At 38.8% G+C, this 20117-nt stretch carries 15 protein-coding genes and 1 riboswitch; of the genes, 9 read left to right on the top strand and 6 right to left on the bottom strand.

Annotated elements, in window-relative coordinates; all coding sequences use genetic code 11:
• Positions 1–75: 75 nt before the first annotated feature.
• A complete protein-coding gene (gene mnmE / locus ORI89_RS17840) occupies positions 76–1452 on the bottom strand; it encodes a tRNA uridine-5-carboxymethylaminomethyl(34) synthesis GTPase MnmE (RefSeq protein ID WP_268231879.1) in 1377 nt (458 codons plus the stop codon).
• 163 nt (positions 1453–1615) lie between these two features.
• On the opposite strand from mnmE, the gene ppk1 reads away from it, so the two are divergent.
• Positions 1616–3694: a polyphosphate kinase 1 gene (ppk1, locus tag ORI89_RS17835; protein ID WP_268231878.1), complete on the top strand. Its 2079-nt coding sequence runs from the start codon at positions 1616–1618 to the stop codon at positions 3692–3694.
• Positions 3695–3873: 179 nt separating this feature from the next.
• Complete coding sequence (locus ORI89_RS17830) at positions 3874–4566, top strand: hypothetical protein (protein ID WP_268231877.1); 693 nt, start codon at positions 3874–3876, stop codon at positions 4564–4566.
• A gap of 101 nt (positions 4567–4667) precedes the next feature.
• On the opposite strand, the gene metA is transcribed toward ORI89_RS17830, so the two are convergent.
• Entirely contained in the window at positions 4668–5612 is a 945-nt protein-coding gene (gene metA, locus ORI89_RS17825) for a homoserine O-acetyltransferase MetA (RefSeq protein ID WP_268231876.1), read from the bottom strand.
• Positions 5613–5793: 181 nt separating this feature from the next.
• On the opposite strand from metA, the gene ORI89_RS17820 reads away from it, so the two are divergent.
• A complete protein-coding gene (locus ORI89_RS17820; protein ID WP_268231875.1) occupies positions 5794–6246 on the top strand; it encodes a KTSC domain-containing protein in 453 nt (150 codons plus the stop codon).
• Between the two features lie 65 nt (positions 6247–6311).
• Here the strand turns inward: ORI89_RS17820 and ORI89_RS17815 are convergent, their stop codons facing one another.
• Complete coding sequence (locus ORI89_RS17815) at positions 6312–7454, bottom strand: glycerate kinase family protein (protein ID WP_268231874.1); 1143 nt, start codon at positions 7452–7454, stop codon at positions 6312–6314.
• Positions 7455–8408 carry a D-2-hydroxyacid dehydrogenase gene (locus ORI89_RS17810; protein WP_268231873.1) on the bottom strand — a complete coding sequence of 318 codons (954 nt, stop codon included), beginning with the start codon at positions 8406–8408 and terminating at the stop codon, positions 7455–7457. It abuts the gene before it with no gap.
• Between the two features lie 144 nt (positions 8409–8552).
• Positions 8553–8648, top strand: a riboswitch (SAM-I-IV-variant riboswitch).
• Between the two features lie 70 nt (positions 8649–8718).
• Here ORI89_RS17810 and ORI89_RS17805 point away from each other — a divergent pair.
• Entirely contained in the window at positions 8719–8985 is a 267-nt protein-coding gene (locus ORI89_RS17805; RefSeq protein ID WP_268231872.1) for a hypothetical protein, read from the top strand.
• 97 nt (positions 8986–9082) lie between these two features.
• Entirely contained in the window at positions 9083–9574 is a 492-nt protein-coding gene (locus ORI89_RS17800; RefSeq protein WP_268231871.1) for an SgcJ/EcaC family oxidoreductase, read from the top strand.
• Here the strand turns inward: ORI89_RS17800 and ORI89_RS17795 are convergent.
• Together ORI89_RS17795 and ORI89_RS17790 are read right to left on the bottom strand one after the other, a co-directional pair.
• The gene (locus ORI89_RS17795) at positions 9529–10602 is read right to left on the bottom strand and encodes a DUF2891 domain-containing protein (RefSeq protein WP_268231870.1); all 1074 of its coding nucleotides are present in this window, start codon (positions 10600–10602) and stop codon (positions 9529–9531) included. The two genes, ORI89_RS17800 and ORI89_RS17795, sit on opposite strands and share 46 nt — an antisense overlap.
• 142 nt (positions 10603–10744) lie before the next feature.
• Positions 10745–12277: a SulP family inorganic anion transporter gene (locus ORI89_RS17790; protein ID WP_268231869.1), complete on the bottom strand. Its 1533-nt coding sequence runs from the start codon at positions 12275–12277 to the stop codon at positions 10745–10747.
• Positions 12278–12580: 303 nt separating this feature from the next.
• On the opposite strand from ORI89_RS17790, the gene ORI89_RS17785 reads away from it, so the two are divergent.
• The 4 genes from ORI89_RS17785 (at position 12581) to ORI89_RS17770 (ending at position 20107) form a co-directional block, all read left to right on the top strand.
• The gene (locus tag ORI89_RS17785) at positions 12581–12886 is read left to right on the top strand and encodes a hypothetical protein (protein ID WP_268231868.1); all 306 of its coding nucleotides are present in this window, start codon (positions 12581–12583) and stop codon (positions 12884–12886) included.
• Positions 12887–13019: 133 nt separating this feature from the next.
• Positions 13020–15107 (top strand): heavy metal translocating P-type ATPase, encoded by a 2088-nt coding sequence (locus tag ORI89_RS17780; protein ID WP_268231867.1) that lies wholly within the window; start codon positions 13020–13022, stop codon positions 15105–15107.
• Between the two features lie 9 nt (positions 15108–15116).
• On the top strand, positions 15117–18929 hold the full coding sequence (locus tag ORI89_RS17775) for an efflux RND transporter permease subunit (protein WP_268231866.1): 3813 nt from the start codon (positions 15117–15119) through the stop codon (positions 18927–18929).
• Positions 18926–20107 (top strand): TolC family protein, encoded by a 1182-nt coding sequence (locus tag ORI89_RS17770; protein WP_268231865.1) that lies wholly within the window; start codon positions 18926–18928, stop codon positions 20105–20107. The genes ORI89_RS17775 and ORI89_RS17770 overlap by 4 nt, the downstream gene beginning before the upstream one ends.
• The last annotated feature ends 10 nt before the right edge of the window (positions 20108–20117 follow it).

The following is a 20117-nucleotide window of genomic DNA, read 5'->3' as shown; positions in this document are numbered from 1 at the left end:
TCAGTTTTTTGCTTTAAACACAAAAGAGACTGCTTATACAGGCAGTCTCTCAAATAACTTAACGATACGTTAGTCTTATTTCCCGATACAGAACTTAGAGAAAATATTTTCCAATAAATCATCCGTTGTTACCGTTCCGGTTATTTCACCTAAATGATATAGCGATTGACGAATATCCATCGCTAAAAAATCAGAAGTCACAGGATTATCAATGCCATAAAGCACCCGATCTAATGATTCTAAAGTAAGCTGCAGAGCTTCTACGTGCCTTATATTGGTTACCATCACGTCGTCGGTATTGATTTTAGAAAGGTTTACTTGGTTTAAAAGCTCTTCTTTTAATTCATCTATCCCTTCTTTTTCCTTAGCCGATATATAGAGCGGGCTTAAAATTTGATAAGTTTTCTTCTGCTCTACGGTCAAAAGATCAGCCTTATTGATAAGCGTTACATAAGGTATTCCGAGTTCATCAACTTCTTTTATCTGTTCTTGAACCTCTTCAATCTGATCCTGCAAAGGGTCAAATAAATAAATTATCAAACGCGCTTGTTTCATTTTCTCACGCGTGCGTTCTACCCCCTTCGCTTCGATGACATCGACTGTCTCACGGATGCCGGCCGTATCGATAAATCGAAAAGTAATGCCATTTATATTAATTTCATCCTCTATAGTATCCCGTGTGGTTCCAGCAATATCAGACACAATGGCCCGCTCTTCATTCAGCAGCGCATTTAAAAGCGTCGATTTACCCACATTAGGCTTACCAGCTATAACCACCGGAACACCATTCTTTAAAACATTTCCTTGCTCGAAAGAATCAATAAGCTTACGAATTACCTGGTGAATATTTTTCACTAAAGACTTCAACTGATCTCTATTTGCAAACTCTACATCCTCCTCGGCAAAATCAAGCTCCAATTCAATTAAGGATGCAAAATGCACTAGATCTTCACGCAATTGTTTCAGCTGGTTTGAAAAACCACCACGCATCTGCTGCATAGCAACCTGATGAGAAGCGGCAGAGTTAGATGCAATAAGATCGGCTACAGCCTCGGCTTGGGACAAATCTAAACCACCATTCAAAAATGCCCGAAGCGTAAATTCTCCTGCACGCGCAGCTCTTGCCCCTTGCTTCATTAACAAACCGATTACACGTTCTATGATATACTTAGAGTTGTGCGTAGAAATTTCCACGACATGTTCTTTTGTATACGAATTGGGCCCCACAAACAAAGAAACCAATACCTCATCGATAACCTCCTCTCCATCACGGATAGTTCCGAAATGAATCGTATGCGAGGGCTGAAGAAGCAAATCTTTACCTTTAAAAACCTTATTCACAATCTGTATAGCCTTCTCTCCCGAAAGACGTATCACAGCTATAGCACCATTGGCTCCGGGTGAGGTGGCCAATGCAACAATTGTATCCTGAGCGATTATTTCTGCCGACATAGCGCAAAGGTACTAAATTGTATGTACAGCCTTTGGCATTGCCTTAAAATTTAGACAAAACGAACGCTTAAAAAATAGTTAACATCTATTTAACATTTACCTTACATTTAAAACACATATTAAAGCTAAATTTACAACAAGGCAAGATCCTTGAATTCAACATATGATCAAAAAATATATTCCTCGAGATATCAGCTGGTTAAGCTTCAATGGCAGAGTATTACAAGAAGCAGAGGACATTACTGTACCATTAGCAGAACGTATCAAGTTTTTGGGGATTTTTTCCAACAACTTGGATGAGTTTTTTCGCGTGCGTGTCGCTGGTTTAAAACGTGCTATGCTGTATAGCGAAAAAGATGCTAAAGAAATATTCTATGACACCCCACAAGCTATATTAGAAGAACTAAATAAACGTGTTATAAAGCAACAACAAAGATTTGATAAAGCATGGCTGGACATACAAAAAGAGATGGCCAAAGAAAAGGTATTTATCAAAGCTGCGCACCAGCTGGATGAAAAACAACAGCAATTTGTAAAAGAATACTATGCAGAAGAAGTAGAGTCGAATGTTATCCCACTGATGCTGGACGAATCACGCCCAATGCCGTATCTGAGGGACAAAAGCCTATATCTGGGCATAGCAATGCGTAAAGCAGATTGGGAATATGAGACTAAACTAGCCGCCATTGAAGTACCGACTGGAAGTAACGGAAGATTCATTATACTGCCTTCTCCGAAAAGCGAAAAACATGTTATATTGCTAGAAGATGTCATTAAATTAAATCTGCCCTATATTTTTTCTTATTTCGGATTCGACAGCTTTAAAGCCAATTCTTTTAAAGTAACTAAAGATGCTGAATTTGATATCGACAATGATATCAATACGACTTTAGTAGAAAAAATAGAAAAAGGAGTAAAGAACCGCCGGAAAGGTAAACCTACCCGATTTGTATTTGACAAAGAGATGGATCCAAACCTACTGGAATTTATTGTACGTAAACTTAATCTTTCTAAAAAAGACAGTATTATCCCAGGGCAAAAAATACACAATTTTAAACATTTCATGGACTTCCCTAAGGTGTTTAAAACCAAAGCCCAATCAAAAGATAGAACTCCTTTCGACCATCCGGATTTTGACGGCAAACAACGTATCAGTGATGTATTAATGACTAAGGATGTTCTATTATCTTTCCCTTACCATAATTTCCACCCTGTTATTGACATGCTGCGCGAAGCAGCCATAGACCCACATGTGCGCTCTATACACATTACGGTATACCGAATGGCTAAAAACTCTAAAATTGCAAATGCATTGGTCAATGCAGCTAGAAACGGAAAAGAAGTGGTGGTTATGCTCGAACTTCGTGCCCGTTTTGATGAAGAGAACAATTTGGAATGGAAAGATATATTTGAAGTAGAAGGTATTAAAGTTTTACTGGGCATACCCCATAAAAAAGTACATGCAAAGCTCTGTATAATTAAAAAAAGAGTACAAAACACCACAGTACAATATGGTTTTGTGAGTACAGGCAATATCAATGAAAAAACAGCAAAAATATATGGCGATTATTGCTTAATGACCAGCAACCGTTCTACAATGGCCGATATTAATAAAATTTTTTCAGCACTAAAAAAAGTAAAACCAGATATTTACCAGGATTTACTGCCTTGCAGAACATTAATCGTCTGCCCCACAGATATGCGCACAGCAATCATCAATCATATTGACCATGAAATAAAAGAAGCGCTAGCCGGAAAGAAAGCACACATGGTGGTTAAAGTGAACTCTTTAAGCGACAAGATTCTTATAAAAAAACTATATGAAGCTGCCGAAGCAGGTGTTATAATCGAGCTCATAGTTAGAGGAATATACTGCGCGACCAATCAAAAGAAATTTAAAACACCTATTAATGCAATAAGCATTGTAGACGAATATTTGGAGCATGCTCGTGTAATGTATTTTTATGCCTCAGGCAAACAGTTTGTATACATATCTTCGGCAGATTGGATGACTAGAAACCTAGATCATCGGGTCGAAGCGGCTGTTCGAATCACGAACAAAAAGATTAAAAATGAACTGATAGACATGTTGGCTCTACAATTAAAAGACAACATAAAAGCACGACAACTGAACAACGAGCTGAGTAATAATTATGTCACGAATGATCATCCACCTCATCGCTCACAGATAGAAATATATAAATATCTGGCAGCAAAAAATCAGGATGTTAAAAACAAATAAAAGGGGGCATCATAGTTCTCACTATCTTTTTAAAGCAAAAAAAAATAAAATTCAGGGTATTCGGATAAAGATATTAACTACATCACAAAAGTTTAAAAACAGATAAATAAAATAGTTTTTCTGACCATCTTATTACAATAGTCAATATTTTGAATAGGAAATTGACCTACATTTGTTGTATGTTCAAAATCCTTCATTTAACAGTTATAGAGATTCTCGTACTCGTATTCACGGGTACACTTGTTGGCAGCGCTGTAGTGATCGCATTGATCGATGTTGACTGGTTCGAAAACGTATATGCGGTAGAAGATGGATTCGTAGAGAACTGGACATTAGTCCCACTACTGATTGCAGCTCTTTACGCCATCGTCCGCGCAATCAAACTGAAAAACACAAAGAATAGATCTTTTATAGCGACATTAGCACTCATCGCCATTTTCTCTGTTTTTATAGCAGGCGAAGAAATCAGTTGGGGTCAACGAATATTTAATGTAGAAAGCTCTGAGTTTTTTCAAAAACACAATGCACAGGGAGAAACCAATCTTCATAATATGGTGGTGGGTAGCACTAAAATAAATAAATTGATCTTCTCCCAACTAATGGTTGTCTCGATTGGTTTTTATCTCTTAATACTACCCTTTCTATACCGTAAAAAAGAAAAAGTAAAACAGTTTTGCGACCACATTGGTATACCTATAGCCCGTAATTACCAAATCATTGCTTGTTTACTATTATTTATATCCATTAGCCTGATACCGTCAGGTAAAAATGCAGAAATACTAGAAGCAGGTATAACAGGTTTATTTTTATTGATTTTTTTATTCCCGCTCAATAAACATATATATGAAGTATATCCAGCAATAAGATTATAGGGGATTAAAACAGTAGATAACCTCCTGCTTATATAATATAATAGCCTGCAATCTTTTTAGATGCAGGCTATACTTTTACACAAAATTATATAAATGATTTTCTAACTATAATTCTTGATGTCGCCCAAATGCTCTACATCTTTCAGATCATAAGGGGTTTCTTGGTATACAAAATAGTTAAGCCAATTATTAAACAACAGATTAGCATGTCCCGTCCAGCGCACTAAAGGTGGGTTGGAAGGATTGTCATCTACATAGTAATTATCGGGCACGGCTATTTCCTGTCCTTTTTCTAAATCCCTTTTGTATTCTTCATCCAAAGTAAGCGGAGCATATTCAGAATGACCTGTTAAGTAAAACTCTCTGCCACCACGGGAAGAAATTATCGCAACACCAGCGTCTGCAGATTCCGATAAAATATCGACTCCGTCAATCGCTTTTAAATTCTCTTTTTTAATGGTTGTATGTCTACTGTGAGGAATATAAAACTCATCATCAAACCCTCTAAACAAAGGATGCATCTTATCTGCTGCTGTATGTTTAAAAACACCGAAAAGCTTATTATCCAAGGCATCTTTCTCTACTCCATAAAAATGATACAAAGCTGCTTGCGAGGCCCAACAGATGTAAAGTGTTGATGTAACATGCTTTCTTGCCCAGTCCATGATGGTAGTTAATTCATCCCAGTAGGTAACTTCTTTGAAACGCAGCATTTCAACCGGAGCCCCCGTAATAATCATGCCGTCATAATAGTTTTCCTTTATATCACCAAACCCTTTATAAAAAAGTTCCAAATGTTCTTCCGGAGTATTTTTAGACACATGCGTTTCTAAACGAAGAAACTCAACCTCTACCTGCAATGGATTATTAGATAAAAGACGTACAAAGTCAGTTTCCGTGGATATTTTGATGGGCATTAAATTTAAAATCAACATACGCATCGGTCGAATATCCTGTGCATTTGCACGCAAATCACTCATCACAAAAATATTCTCTTTCTTAAGCAGCTCAATAGCTGGCAAATTATCTGGTATTTTGACTGGCATATTCTGTTCTCGGTTGTAGTGTATTAAATCGCAAAAATAGAAAGAATAAATGGTATCCTAAAAAGGATAACTGTTTTAGTAAGACAGACCAAGAAAGAGAAACTCATTTTAAGCCGTGGGCTCCAAAAATTAAATACACTGCATTATAATCATTTATAGGAAAAAACATACCTTTGCAGCAATGAAAAAAATCACAGATTATAGGAAGCTTTTAAACGTAGACAAAACGGCTGACCTCAAAACGTTAAAATCAAGCTACCGTAACATCATGAAAGAATGTCACCCTGACAAGTTTGTAAATGATGAAGAAGGTAGAATCGAGGCCGAAGAAAAAAGCACGAAAATCATTGAAGCTTACCACTTCTTAATCAGTATTTGCCCCGAAACAATAGAGCAACAATTGCCGATTTATCAAGAGTCGATTGCAAACTCTGCTATTACAGATTACGACTGGAAATCACATGTGCTTGAAATCACGTTTCAGGATGGCAGTAAATATGAGTATTTCGGAGTAACAAAAAATGAATATATTAAATTTATCAATGCCGATTCTATCGGTCGTTTTGCTAGACGACATATTTTCTATAGTTACCCTTACCGTAATGTTTTAAAGACAACAGAAGCACCACAATAAAAAAAATGACTTATCTAGTTGCCTATAAAAGAAAAAACTAGATAAGTCATTTGCGTAAAACAGGATTATTTTCCCCAAATATTCCCCAACTGCTTAGCTGTTTCTATTAAATTATCTTTTGTATTAAGTAAAGCTGTTGACAACGTGCAAGGCCCATCCCCTATCGTAAAAATACCATCAAAGAGGTCAGTAAATGAAGATTCTAACGACAAAGGTCGCTTTCCTGTTAGAGCAAGCACAGGCAGCTTATACTCTTTTGCCAATTTAGCGACAGCATAAGGCGCCTTCCCATGTAAAGTCTGCTCGTCAAAAGCCCCCTCTCCTGTAACTACAAACGTGGCAGTTTCTAATTTCTGCCTAAAGCCCGTAAGCTCCAGAAAATGGCTAGCTCCATCTAAAAGCGTGGCATTTCCTAACGCAAATAATGCTGCAGCCACCCCTCCCGCTGCACCTCCTCCTTGCAGCCTTTCAAGATGTACTATATCTTTGCCTGCTAAAAGGTTAAAATAGTTTTTATAAATAAACTCGAGTATATCAAGATCACTATCTGCTGCCCCTTTTTGGGGAGCAAACATACGCAGCCCTCCATGCCTGCCGAAAAGCACATTGTCCACATCACACAAAACCTGTACCTCACTCGCTAAAAAGCGAGAGTCAATAGACAACAGATCTATTTCAACTAACGTTTTCAATGCCTCTGGTGTTGCCTCTAATTCCTGCCCGGCACTATCTAAAAATCGAGCGCCCAAAGCTTTTAGCAGCCCTGCCCCACCGTCGACTGTGGCTGTCCCGCCAACACCAACAACGAACTTCCGCACTCCTCGGTTTAGTGCATCCATAAACATTTGTCCTGTTCCGTAGGTAGAAGCATTAAATAAATCCAAAGAACGTCCCGCTAGAAGATGTATACCTGATGCACTTGCCAAATCGATAACTGCGACTGTTTCGTTATGTATAAGACCATAGGTGGCCTCTACATCTTTCCCTAAGGGATCCATAACCTGCAAACTCAATGTTTTCCCTCCGAAATATGCAACAAGCAAACTACCGGTACCCGTGCCACCATCACCTACAGGAAAAAGCGTACAAGCACAGTCTAGCTTGCTCAAATGAAATCCTTCTGCTATGGCCTCTGCTGCTTCGGTAGCTGAAAGCGCATGCTTAAATGCATTCGGAGCGATAACAATGCGGGCTACCTTACTATCCATCTATACGCGGTTTACTGCGGCACCTTTACTAAAAGCCTTCACATTGCCGATCAAGATTTGCATACAACGTCCTCTAGCTTCCTTCGTTGCCCACGCAATATGTGGAGTAATTAAACAATTTTTCGCACCAAAAAGTGGATGATCAACCTCCGGCGGTTCTTGACGCAACACATCCACACCCGCTCCTGCTATCAAACCTTCGTTCAGCGCATCGGCTAACGCTTTTGCATCAATCAGCCCACCTCTGGAAGTATTGATAAGTAACGAAGTACTTTTCATTTTACGGATAGACTCCGCATTAATGAGGTTTTCTGTTTGTGGCGTCAATGGGCAATGCAAACTTATAACATCTGATTTTGTCAGCAGTTCTTCCAAGCCCACCCACTTAAAGTTTTTTCGATGAGATTGATCCGTTTCTGTACGACTATGAGCCATAACTTGCATACCTAAGGCTAATGCTACATCAGCAACACCTTGCCCAATAGCGCCAAAACCTACAATACCCAGTGTTTTTTCTGACAGCTCAACTAAGGGGTAATCCCAAAAACAAAAATCAGGAGAAGCAGCCCATTTTCCTTCCATAACCGCATCACTATGCCTTTGTACACGAAAACACAATTCCATTAAAAGCGAAAAAGTCAATTGTACAACAGATGCTGTGCTATAGCCGGGAACATTTGTAACAATAATATCCCGGGCGCGAGCAGCTTCTAAATCGATAATATTATAGCCGGTAGCCATCACTCCAATATATTTTAAACGATCAAGCTGAGCAATTACCGAACTGCTTAGCGGCACTTTATTGGTCAGGACAACATCTGCATCGAAGGCTCTTTCGACAATAAGGTCTACAGAAGTACGGTCATAAATGACAACATCTCCGAATTGTTCAAGAGCTGCCCAACTTAAATCGCCCGGGTTGAGCGCATATCCATCTAATACAACAATCTTCATAACGAAATTTTATATTATATATATAAACTTATTACAGATACAAGATAAAAATATAATTTCAATAGACGTAAATCGTCATGGTATTAATATGCTTTGTATTAATTAAAATATATTTAGGTATTTACAAAGAAGACTACTACTTTTGTAGTGTATTCAGAATTGCATTCAAGCAATACCAACCGAGTGTAGGCACTACGGTGGTAAAACAATACGGGTATCATACCAAAATAAACGTTATTTAACGCCTATTTTCACCCTTAATTATTCTCTGAATACAATTTTATGGTTTAACTCTTTAAATTAAAATTGTATGTCAACATCAACACATTTAGCTAATCATCTACAGGATAAATTTAGCAGCTACTCTGTACATGAGCTGATCACGCTCAATAATGACTTGGTAGAAAATGGAGTTTGGGGCTCTTCGCGATCTACCTTTCGGAATGCAGTGCTACAGGCTCTAGCAAAAAAAGGTGTAAACCTATCCCCCATTATTTGTAAAGCAGACGGCTTCAGTATTATACAGATAGTTAAAATAGAGCTGATCGAAAACAACGCTGTCCCGATCAATACCTAAAAGGCTTTAATGTTTTTTTTAGTACTTTGCATCGTTTCACATAACTACTGGTTGATAAGCTCAGCCTAATTAACCAGTACCACTAACAAAACAACGCATGAAAGCAGTAAAAACCCCTGAACAAATACCTGCACTTTTTGCTGAAGCATGGAACGATTACGATGCTCAGGGAATTGCCGATCTATTTGCTGAGGATGCAGATTTTGTAAACGTAACAGGTTTATGGTGGCAGCAGAAAAAGGATATTTTCAAAGCCCATGATTATGGGCTGACCGTCATTTTTAAAAATTCAATTTTAAAAATTATAAAAACGAAAGTACGCTACCTCAGTAACGATGTAGCGATCGTGCACGCTAAAATAAAATTAATAGATCAAAGTCCTTCATCAGACGGTGTGATACCGCAACCACGCACAACAGTTTTCACTTTTGTCGTTAAAAAAGAAAATAATAGCTGGTTATGCTACGCTGCACAAAACACAGATATACAACCTGGTAAAGAAACTTTCATCCGCAAAGAAAATGGCGAGTATGAAGCAGTAAACTACCGATCAGATAGCGCCAGTAAAGCAAAAGAGCCTAACCAATGACTGCCCATGTAATCATCATCAGCGATATTATTAAGCGAAAATGACAAGTGCTCATTGGCCAGTGGCACCAGTGTAGCATCCAACTCGGTCAGCACGCCTGAGATGCCATATAGACAAGTCGCTCTACTAAAATTTAGGCCGTCCAGATGCACTAGCTTGCCATCAGTTCGATCACTGACCGCTACCGGCTTTAAAGTTTTAATATCATTTTCAAAAAGCTCAGGTATAAAACGAAGCAACCATTTTCGATATTCGTCTTTTTCCATCACTTTACTCATTAAATAAGCTTCTTCTAAACAGGGAGAAAGAAAATCATAGCCACTTGGTTCATAGGCCAAATCACAGTTTCTATCTTCGCTATAATACCGCACGCTGTGTTTTCTGATGGCCTCCACTAAACGGGCATCACCAGTAGCCATACCATAATCATACATCAAGCTTAGGCTGAAAGCTGTATTGTCATGTTGACCAGTGCGTATAGGATAATACAACTTAGGTAAATACTCCTGTGTCCTCTCAGATAATAGTGTGACTAGGGGCTGTAAGACATTAGCCCAACGTTTAGCATCTTCATCTTCCCAACCTAACAGCTCCTGCTGCAGCTTAAACAGCCAAGCCCAACCATAAGTTCGCTCGAAAGATAAGTTGTTTTCATCTTTAAAGAATGCTAATTCAACCTCTAGATTTTCCTTTGTAATATGTGCATTCAACACTTCCCGTACGGAAGAATCAACATCAAGCTGAGGATAATCTTTTAATAAACGTACAATAGACCAATAACCATGTACAGAAGAATGCCAATCAAAGCAGCCGTAAAATATAGGCCTTAACGCCTTAGGCCCTTTCAGGTCTGCTACGCTGCCCAAGACCTGCCCCATTTTATTAGGATATTCAATGGTAAGACAATGGGTAGGAAGATCAAATATTTTCCGAGCTGTTGCTTCATCCAGCTTCAATCTAGATGCTTTTTCAGGAATACTTCCTTCCATTTGCACAGCATTACCACATGCAAGGAAAAATGTGCACATGCACAAATAGACCATTTTTTTTATACAATTGTTCATTGGGTCAATAATAATTTTAACGTATACGTATCTTAAAGATAAGGATTTAATAGGAGGAATACCGTTAATTTATAGAAAATCATTTTTTTATGAAAATGGTAAAGTTTTACTTTTCAGGCATTACTTTATAAGTTGGGTCGTCATCCATAATATCAATTACAACGACACCTTGGGCATTTTGTAGCAACAGACGGCAATCATTGCTGAGGCCCCGTAATCGCAATTTTTTATTTGCTTTGCCATATTTTTCGCTTAGTTTGTGCAAAGCATCTATCGCAGACATATCAGCAACTCTACTTTCTTTGAAATCCACTATGACTTGATCAGGATCATTGATAACATCAAACTTTTCTAAGAAGGTGGCCGTGGAGGCAAAAAATAAAGGCCCATAAATCTCATAATGCTTAACCCCTTCTTGATCAATATATTTTCTAGCACGTATGCGTTTTGCGTTATCCCAGGCAAATACCAAAGCAGAAACCACTACGCCTACCAATACCGCCAGAGCTAGGTTGTGTAATAAAACTGTAATCGCAGCTACAAGTATGCCTACAAAAATGTCAGCCCGAGGAAATTTATTAATAATTCGGAAACTCACCCATTGAAATGTTTTAATAGCAACAATCATCATAACTCCTACTAAAGCTGCCATCGGTATTTGTTCAATAAAAGGCGATGCCACAAGGATGACAAATAAAATAGCTATAGCACCCACAGCCGCAGATATACGAGTACGCGCACCTGCATTTAAGTTGACGAGCGTCTGTGCAACCATAGCACAGCCCCCCATACCACCAAAGAAACCATTCACAATATTTGCTGTCCCCTGTGCCATAGCTTCTTGATTGGATCTTCCCTTGGTATTAGTGATCTCATCAACCATATTCAGTGTCAACAGGCTTTCTATAAGCCCAACACCCGCCATTACTAAAGCATAGGGAAATATCAATTGTAGCGTTTGCCAGGTGAATGGCACATTGGGCAAACTAAAAGACGGTAATGAACCTCCTACCGAAGCAATATCCAAAACAATTTTAGTGTCGATCTTAAAAACCGCAACCAAACCAAAAACCAATAATATAGCTACTAAGGAGGCAGGAACAGCTTTTGTAATTTTGGGCCAAACCAAGACGATAGCCACAGTCAGTAAAGTCAAACCCAACATGGTATACAATGCTTCGCCACTCATCCAGACGCTAGGATCATCCACAACACGAAACTGCTGCAACTGCGCCATGAAAATAATAATAGCCAGACCATTTAAAAAGCCATACATAACGGGTTGCGGTATAAGCCGAACAAACTTTCCCAGTCGAAATATACCAACCAAAAGCTGCAATACACCGGCAAGAACAACTGCTGCAAATAGGTATTGAACCCCATGGGTTGCAGCCAGTGCTATAAGTACAACGACCGTAGCACCTGCCCCACCAGACACCATGCCTGGACGTCCACCTAAAAAGGCTGTAACAAGCCCCATTAAAAAAGCTGCATAAAGCCCCGTTAAAGGTGACAAACCTGCCAGAATTGCAAAAGATAACGACTCTGGGATCATGGTCATCGCTACCGTTAAACCCGCAAGAACTTCATTCTTTATGTTAATGTTATGTAATATTTTATATCTTAAGGTACTATCCATCTTAATTCGATCAATCGCTTCGTGTTAAGCCTGTATACTAGCAGTTATTTAATATAGGTGTAAATCATCGCTGATTTTCAAGATGCTAAAGGTACTAATTTTAAGCATCAGCTAAATCTATTTTTAACAATACAATGCATTAATGCTATAAATGCATAGCAACTTTACAAGGATGTTTAGAGATAAATTTTCAATATTTCAAAATAAATTACTACTTTCGTTCTAAATCATGTATAACAAGTGAAGTCATTATTTGTCACCATATTTTTATTAGTACCGTATCTTATGCTGAGCATACAAAGTGTGGCAAATATAAATATGCCACAACACGATAATGAGATGATGAGCTGCTGTACAGATGAAACCGAAGAAAACACAAGCATGGATTGCTGCAACACTCCCGAAAATAACGAACAGGATTGCGGCAGTAGTTCTTGTGACGAAATGGGCTGTAACATTCCTTTACAGCTAAAAAACCTATATCCAACACTTCTTTTCAGTTTTGACAAAGTAACGGTAACAGACGAGCTAAGTTTTAGTTTAAAAGATCGAAACATCGTTACAGTCAATTTAGAAAGCATTTGGAACCCTCCGAAATTTATTTCTTAATAAGCTTTTTTCCGCAGTAACACACAGTTAATTGCCCGAACGGCATAACATGTAAAATGTACTACGCAGTGTATTTCTGTGCATTTAACATTTAACTGTGTTATTGAATTTCACTTATTAAGATTTTTCAAACATGAAAAGATATACCTGTCCTATGCATTCGCAGATTATAAAGGACGAACCAGGTAATTGTCCGCTTTGCGGTATGAGTCTTGTTGCCATGGGCGGAACAACACAATCCCATGCACATCATCATACGAATAACGGACACAATAAACACGAAGGGCATCACACTAGCGAATTTTTACAACGCTTTTGGGTTTCCATGGTTTTAACAATTCCAATATTATTGTTGTCGGAAATGATACAGCAATGGTTTGGTTTCAAAATCAGTTTCGCAGGAGACAAGTACGTACTATTTGCCCTAGGAACATTTCTATATGTATATGGTGGTTCGCCTTTTCTTAAAGGAATGATAGGCGAAATAAAAGCTAAAGCTATTGGTATGATGACCTTAGTAGCCTTAGCAATATCCGTAGCCTACTTGTATAGTGCGGCAGTTATATTTGGCTTAGCAGGCATGGACTTTTTTTGGGAGCTCGCAACACTGATTGATATTATGTTGCTTGGGCACTGGTTGGAAATGCGCTCGCAGACAGCTGCCTCGAAAGCTTTGCAGTCGCTTGTTGCTCTACTTCCTTCCACCGTGCGAATAGAAAAAGGAGACGAGATTGTTGAAGTTTCTTTAGATCACTTACATTCAGACGATATTTTTATCATACGACCTGGAGAAAAAATACCAGCCGATGGTGCAGTAGTTGCGGGCCATTCCTATGTAAATGAAAGCTTCCTTACGGGAGAAAGCGTCCCCATTAAAAAAGAAGATGGAAATAAAGTAATCGCAGGTTCCATTAACGGTGATGGGATGCTTAAAGTGCGAGCCACCGGAGTTGGTAAAGACAGTTATTTGAATAAAGTTATCAACCTCGTCCAAGAAGCACAAGAAACAAAGTCTAAAACACAGAACCTGGCAGACACAGTTGCTAAGTGGCTAACCTACATTGCTATTCTAGCGGGTTCAATGACATTTTTATACTGGTATAGTAGCGGTGTAAGTTTAAGCTATGCACTTGAACGTATGGTTACAGTCATGGTAACCGCATGTCCACATGCTTTAGGAGTAGCTATACCTTTGGTTGTTTCCATATCGACTACATTATCTGCTACAAATGGTCTATTGATCAGAAACCGAACAGCCTTTGAAATAGCAAGAAATATAGATATTATAGTTTTTGATAAAACAGGAACACTTACAAAAGGTTCGCATGTAATACATCACATCATTCCACTTAATACTGCATACGATGAGCAACAAATTATTCAATATGCGGCGGCAGCACAACAGCACTCAGAACACCATATTGCAAAAGGTATTTTAAATTACCTAACTGAGAAAAAGTGGGAATTATGGTCCTCATCTGATTTTGAATATATGCAAGGTATGGGCGTAAAAAGTCAGGTTAATGATAAGTTAATTGTCGCTGCCGGACCAAATTATTTTAAAACTAATAATATCGATATACCTGATATCCCGATACAAATCAATCAGTCTGTTGAAACAGTAAATTTTCTTCTTATTGATGGCACTCCTGTAGGTATTATCACTTTTGCTGATACTATCCGAGAGGGAGCAAAAGAAACGATAGATTCCTTAAAGGACATGGGCATCCAAACACACCTATTAACAGGGGATAATGAACATATCGCAAAATATGTATGCGAAAGTTTAAACATGGATGGCTATATGTCAAGCATATTACCTCACCAAAAACAAGAAAAAATCAAAGACTTTCAAGCGCAAGGCTCTATCGTGGCTATGACAGGCGATGGTGTGAATGACGCTCCTGCACTAGCACAAGCAAATGTCGGCATTGCTGTAGGTTCTGGTACAGACGTAGCCGCCGAAACTGCTGATATTATACTTGTACACAGTGACCCCAGAGATGTGGTTAAAATTATAGACTTCGCTAAACGCAGTTATAAAAAGATGATACAAAACATTGCATGGGCAGTAGGTTATAATATCATCGCCATTCCACTCGCCGCTGGAGTATTGGCGCCTCATTTTATATTAAGCCCGGCTATAGGTGCAATCCTTATGAGTTTAAGTACCATAATTGTAGCTTTCAATGCCAGCCTTTTAAAAATTAACAAGAAATAATCATTCAGAATGATCAATCAAATTATAAAGTTTTTTTTAGAGAACAGACTTGTTACCTTTCTTTTGATGGTGGGCATCTTCCTTGGCGGCATTATTATGTCTCCTTTTCAATGGCAGATACCCTTCATCCCCTCCGATCCAGTCGCAGTTGATGCACTACCAGATATTGGAGAAAACCAACAAATAGTTTTCACAGAATGGGAAGGTCGATCACCTCAGGATATTGAGGATCAAATAACATATCCCTTAACAACTTCTCTACTTGGACTGCCCGGCGTTAAAGATGTGCGCAGCTCGTCAATGCAGGGGTTTTCCTCTATATCTGTAATATTTGAAGACGATATAGAGTTTTATTGGTCCCGGTCCCGCATTCTAGAGAAACTAAATTCATTACCATCTGGCTTAATACCGGACGGTACAAAACCAACCCTAGGCCCAGACGCTACCGCACTCGGACAAGTATACTGGTACACACTAGAGGGACGCGACAAAGACGGGAATCCAGCGGGTGGCTGGGACTTGCATGAAGTACGTAATGTTCAAGATTTTTTCGTTAAGTATGCACTGAATGCTGTTGAGGGTGTCTCTGAGGTAGCGTCAATAGGTGGTAATGTTCAAGAGTATCAAGTCGATGTAGACCCGGCAGCTTTACGTAAATATGGTATTTCTATCAGTGAAATTGGAGATGTTGTGAGCCGGTCAAACAGAGATGTTGGCGCACAAACAATGGAAATTAACCAAGCGGAATACCTTATTCGTGGACTAGGTTATATTAAAAGTATAGCCGATATAGAACAAGCGGTCGTCAAAGAAGTAAATGCTGTTCCGATACGAGTGGGGCAACTTGCAAAAATAAATTTAGGCCCGGCAGCTAAACGGGGCTCACTGGATAAAGACGGAGCCGAAGTGGTCGGCGGTGTGGTCGTCAGCCGATACGGATCAAATCCAATGGCAGTTATACAATCATTAAAAGATAAAATAGAAGAAATATCCCCAGGCCTTCCCAGTAAGACGTTATCAGACGGACGAGAGAGTAAACTAACGATCGTTCCATTCTATGATCGTTCGGAACTTATTTATGAAACACTGGACACTTTAAAAGATGCCTTAGCGCTGCAAGTACTGATTACCGTACTGGTTATCATCGTTATGGTATATAATCTACGTATGTCTATAGTGATTTCCTCACTACTACCTTTCGGTGTTTTACTAGTATTTATGGCAATGAAAGGTTTTGGTATTGATGCGAATATTGTAGCTTTATCAGGTATTGCTATTGCCATTGGTACGATGGTTGACTTAGGCATCATTCTATCTGAAAATGTTATTAAAAAAATGGATAGTAAGCCTGAGCAAAGCCTAGTTGATCAAATATATGAAGGTGCTAAAGAGGTGTCTTCGGCAATCATTACAGCCGTTGCTACTACAGCCATTAGTTTCCTTCCTGTTTTCACATTGCAAGCAGCAGAGGGTAAACTATTCGGCCCCTTAGCTTATACAAAAACTTTTGCCATAGTAGCAGCACTGATTGTTGCCTTATTTATATTACCTACGTTAATCTATTGGTTATTTGATCTTAAAATACGCACCAAAAAGTTCACAACAGCCTTTCATATCATTTTAATTGCGATTGCTGTTTTAGGACTCATCAATAGCATATATACAGGGTCTATTGTACTCATTGCTTTTGCTGTTATTGGACTCATAAAAACACATACGCACGTAGAGCCACAAAACAAATGGTTGGCATTAATATGGACACATATTGAAATTATTCTCGTTGCCTTACTCGTAGCTAGCGCACTTACATCTTATTGGATGCCGCTGGGTACTGTGAAAGGCTGGACACTAAACTTTATATTTGTTATCTGTTTAACCGCTTTGATTTTAGGCTTCTTTCAATGGATACAGTATAGTTTCACCAGTATATTACGCTGGTGTTTAGTCCATAAAAAGGCATTCTTAGCACTACCCATAACCTTAGTTGCTTTCGGGATAGTTATATGGTTTGGTTTTTCGTCTGTGTTTGGCTTTATAGAGAAAGGCTTCGATAAGATGAACTATAACATCCGAGCAAACAAAGCTTGGTCTGCTATCGCGCATACTTTTCCAGGTGTTGGTAACGAATTCATGCCTGCCCTCGACGAAGGGACTTTCTTGTTAATGCCAACTTCTATGCCCCATTCAGGCGTAGAATACAACCAAAAAGTTGTTGCCCAACTGGATCAGCTAATCAGCAGTATCCCTGAGGTGGAAATGACCGTCGGAAAATTGGGTAGAGCGGAATCACCTATGGATCCGGCTCCTGTTTCTATGTTTGAGAACGTGATTAACTATAAAAGTGAATTTGCAATAAAAGATGGCAAACAGTTGCGTTTTAAAACAAATAAAAAAGGACACTTTATTACTTCAACTGGAGATACTTTAAGCAATGATGCGATATTAGAAAGTGGGCAATCTACTGAAATCCTGATTGCAGACGCTAGAGGGCTACCCTTCCGAAATTGGCGCAGCAGCATCCGAAACCCCAATGATATTTGGAATGAGGTTACACGTGTTGCTAAAATACCAGGTGTGACTTCTGCGCCAAAACTACAACCTATAGAAACACGTATCGTCATGTTGGCAACAGGTATGAGTGCCCCTATGGGAATAAAAGTTCATGGTCCGAGTTTAGAAAGTATAGAATCTTTCGGGATGGATTTGGAAGGACTACTAAAAGGAATACCAAGCGTTAAGAAAGAAGCCGTCTTTGCCGAACGTGTAGTAGGAAAACCTTATATACATTTAGACATAGATAGACACAGCTTGGGCCGTTACGGATTGACAATAGAAGATGTTCAGTCGACTATTGAAACAGCCATTGGGGGAATGACCGTTACGACAACTGTAGAGGGGCGTCAGCGTTATAACGTACGTGTACGCTATCCACGCGCACTGCGGGATGACCCGAACGAGCTGGAGAATATTATGGTATCTAACAGTAAGGGCTTACAAATACCTTTAGGAAATGTTGTAAAAATAGAATACACACAAGGTCCGCAAGAAATAAAAAGTGAGAACACTTTCTTGACTAGCTATGTTCTCTTTGATAAACAGGATGGTTTTGCCGAAACTAATGTTGCGAATGATGTATACCGCACTATCGAAGAACAGATTGCTGAACGGAAAATTACCGTACCAGAGGGCGTCACCTACGAAATAGCAGGAAACTACGAAAACCAAGTGCGTGCACAAAAACGTTTTGCTTTTATTATTCCCTTGGTTTTAATTGTAGTTTTTCTAATTCTTTATTTCCAATTCCGCTCTGTTGCTACTTCTTTTATGGTTTTCACCTCTATAGCTCTAGCTTTTACAGGCGGTTTTATTTTAATCTGGCTATATGGTCAATCTTGGTTTTTAGATTTTCACATTTTCGGAGTACCGATGCAGCAACTTTTTCAGGTTCAGACAATCAATCTTAGTGTCGCTGTATGGGTAGGTTTTATTGCGCTATTTGGATTAGCAACAGATGATGGCGTACTGATGGCAACCTACCTTGATCAGTCCTTCGCTGATAGTAAACCCACAAGCATTGAAGAAATCCGTGAAAAGGTAATTGATGGAGCAGCGAAACGAATAAGACCTGCTGTCATGACATCAGCAACAACTATTATTGCCTTATTGCCCGTTTTAACTTCAGCTGGGCGAGGTTCGGATATTATGATCCCAATGGCCATTCCTGCTTTCGGAGGAATGTTAATGGCTTGCATTACCTTCTACATCGTTCCGACATTATATGCCATACAAAAAGAAAAACAATTTAAGAAAAGTAATAAATGAGCACGAAATTTTTAGCAGCCTTATTATTATTAGGCTTTACATATAAGGCTTCGGCACAAAGTTTAGAGCACTTCGTGGAATTGGCAATGGATAACCATCCGCAGCTAAAAAGTGAACTAACAAAACACGAAGCCCTGAAAACACAGGAGGAACAGGCTAGTAAATGGCAAGATCCTTCTTTAAGTGTAGGGTTCAACCCTTCATCAAGTAGCATGGAACGTTTGAACGTATCATTAATGCAAAATTTCGCTTGGTTTGGCACTACTAAATTACAAAAAGAAGCCAGCAGAGTCGCTGTACGAAGTAATTACCAAAATATTGCTGCTTTACAAAAACAAATCATGGTTGATGTAAGTACGCTTTATTATGATATTCAGGAGGCAGAACAACTCATAAGCCTGCAAAAGAAAAATGTACAGGTTTATAGCGAGTTTGAAAAATTAGCTACCCATAAATTATCAACTGCAAAAGGCAATATGGTCGATGTAGTGCGTGCAGAGTTGGCAAAAGAAAATGCAGCTATACAAATAACATTATTGGAACAAAAAAAAGAAGCATTAGTGTACGGTTTAAATCGTCTGGTACAGCGTAATGAAAACGAACCGATACAGATAGAGTCACAGCGCTACAAAGCTATTTTACGAGAAGCAGATATCAATACACACCCCGAAATACAGGCAATTACACTAAAGAAGGAGGAGATGGATGTACGTACAAAAGTAGCAGAAAAAGAAAGCCTACCTACAATTGGTCTAGGAGTAGAATATATGCGTATGAACCCTGCACGCAACGACTTCATGCCCATGGTAAGTATGTCTATCCCGATTTTTAGAAAAAAATATAAAGCTAAAATACAGGAAACTAAATTGCTAGGCGAAGCCTATGAACAAGAAAGGGATTGGGCGATCAACCAACTGTATAGAGAGCGTAACCAAATCGAAAACCAATTAATACAAGCAAATCAAGAATTGGATCTATACAGCAAACAAATTGAAAAAGTAAAAAAAGCCAAGGAATTACTCTTGACATATTATAGTACTGCAGGACAAGATTTTGAAGAGTTATTACGCTTACAGCAGGAAGAATTTTCCTATGAGAACATTCTTATCACTACACAGGCAACTGCTCTGAAATTAGAAAAACAATCCGAATACCTACACTTTAGCTCACTGAAATAACAGACTGGTT

Origin of the sequence: Sphingobacterium sp. UT-1RO-CII-1 (genome assembly GCF_026711005.1) — a bacterium.
GTDB lineage: Bacteria > Bacteroidota > Bacteroidia > Sphingobacteriales > Sphingobacteriaceae > Sphingobacterium.
This window is presented reverse-complemented; position numbering and strand designations above follow the sequence as displayed.

Bases quoted from the DNA above. Each gene is read 5' to 3' on its own strand.
- ORI89_RS17810 (WP_268231873.1), bottom strand. From the start codon at position 8,408: ATGAAGATTGTTGTATTAGATGGATATGCGCTCAACCCGGGCGATTTA.
- ORI89_RS17805 (WP_268231872.1), top strand. From the start codon at position 8,719: ATGTCAACATCAACACATTTAGCTAATCATCTACAGGATAAATTTAGC.
- ORI89_RS17800 (WP_268231871.1), top strand. From the start codon at position 9,083: ATGAAAGCAGTAAAAACCCCTGAACAAATACCTGCACTTTTTGCTGAA.
- ORI89_RS17815 (WP_268231874.1), bottom strand. From the start codon at position 7,454: ATGGATAGTAAGGTAGCCCGCATTGTTATCGCTCCGAATGCATTTAAG.
- ORI89_RS17830 (WP_268231877.1), top strand. From the start codon at position 3,874: ATGTTCAAAATCCTTCATTTAACAGTTATAGAGATTCTCGTACTCGTA.
- ORI89_RS17790 (WP_268231869.1), bottom strand. From the start codon at position 12,277: ATGGATAGTACCTTAAGATATAAAATATTACATAACATTAACATAAAG.
- ppk1 (WP_268231878.1), top strand. From the start codon at position 1,616: ATGATCAAAAAATATATTCCTCGAGATATCAGCTGGTTAAGCTTCAAT.
- ORI89_RS17770 (WP_268231865.1), top strand. From the start codon at position 18,926: ATGAGCACGAAATTTTTAGCAGCCTTATTATTATTAGGCTTTACATAT.
- ORI89_RS17820 (WP_268231875.1), top strand. From the start codon at position 5,794: ATGAAAAAAATCACAGATTATAGGAAGCTTTTAAACGTAGACAAAACG.
- ORI89_RS17780 (WP_268231867.1), top strand. From the start codon at position 13,020: ATGAAAAGATATACCTGTCCTATGCATTCGCAGATTATAAAGGACGAA.
- ORI89_RS17795 (WP_268231870.1), bottom strand. From the start codon at position 10,602: ATGTGCACATTTTTCCTTGCATGTGGTAATGCTGTGCAAATGGAAGGA.
- metA (WP_268231876.1), bottom strand. From the start codon at position 5,612: ATGCCAGTCAAAATACCAGATAATTTGCCAGCTATTGAGCTGCTTAAG.
- ORI89_RS17775 (WP_268231866.1), top strand. From the start codon at position 15,117: ATGATCAATCAAATTATAAAGTTTTTTTTAGAGAACAGACTTGTTACC.
- mnmE (WP_268231879.1), bottom strand. From the start codon at position 1,452: ATGTCGGCAGAAATAATCGCTCAGGATACAATTGTTGCATTGGCCACC.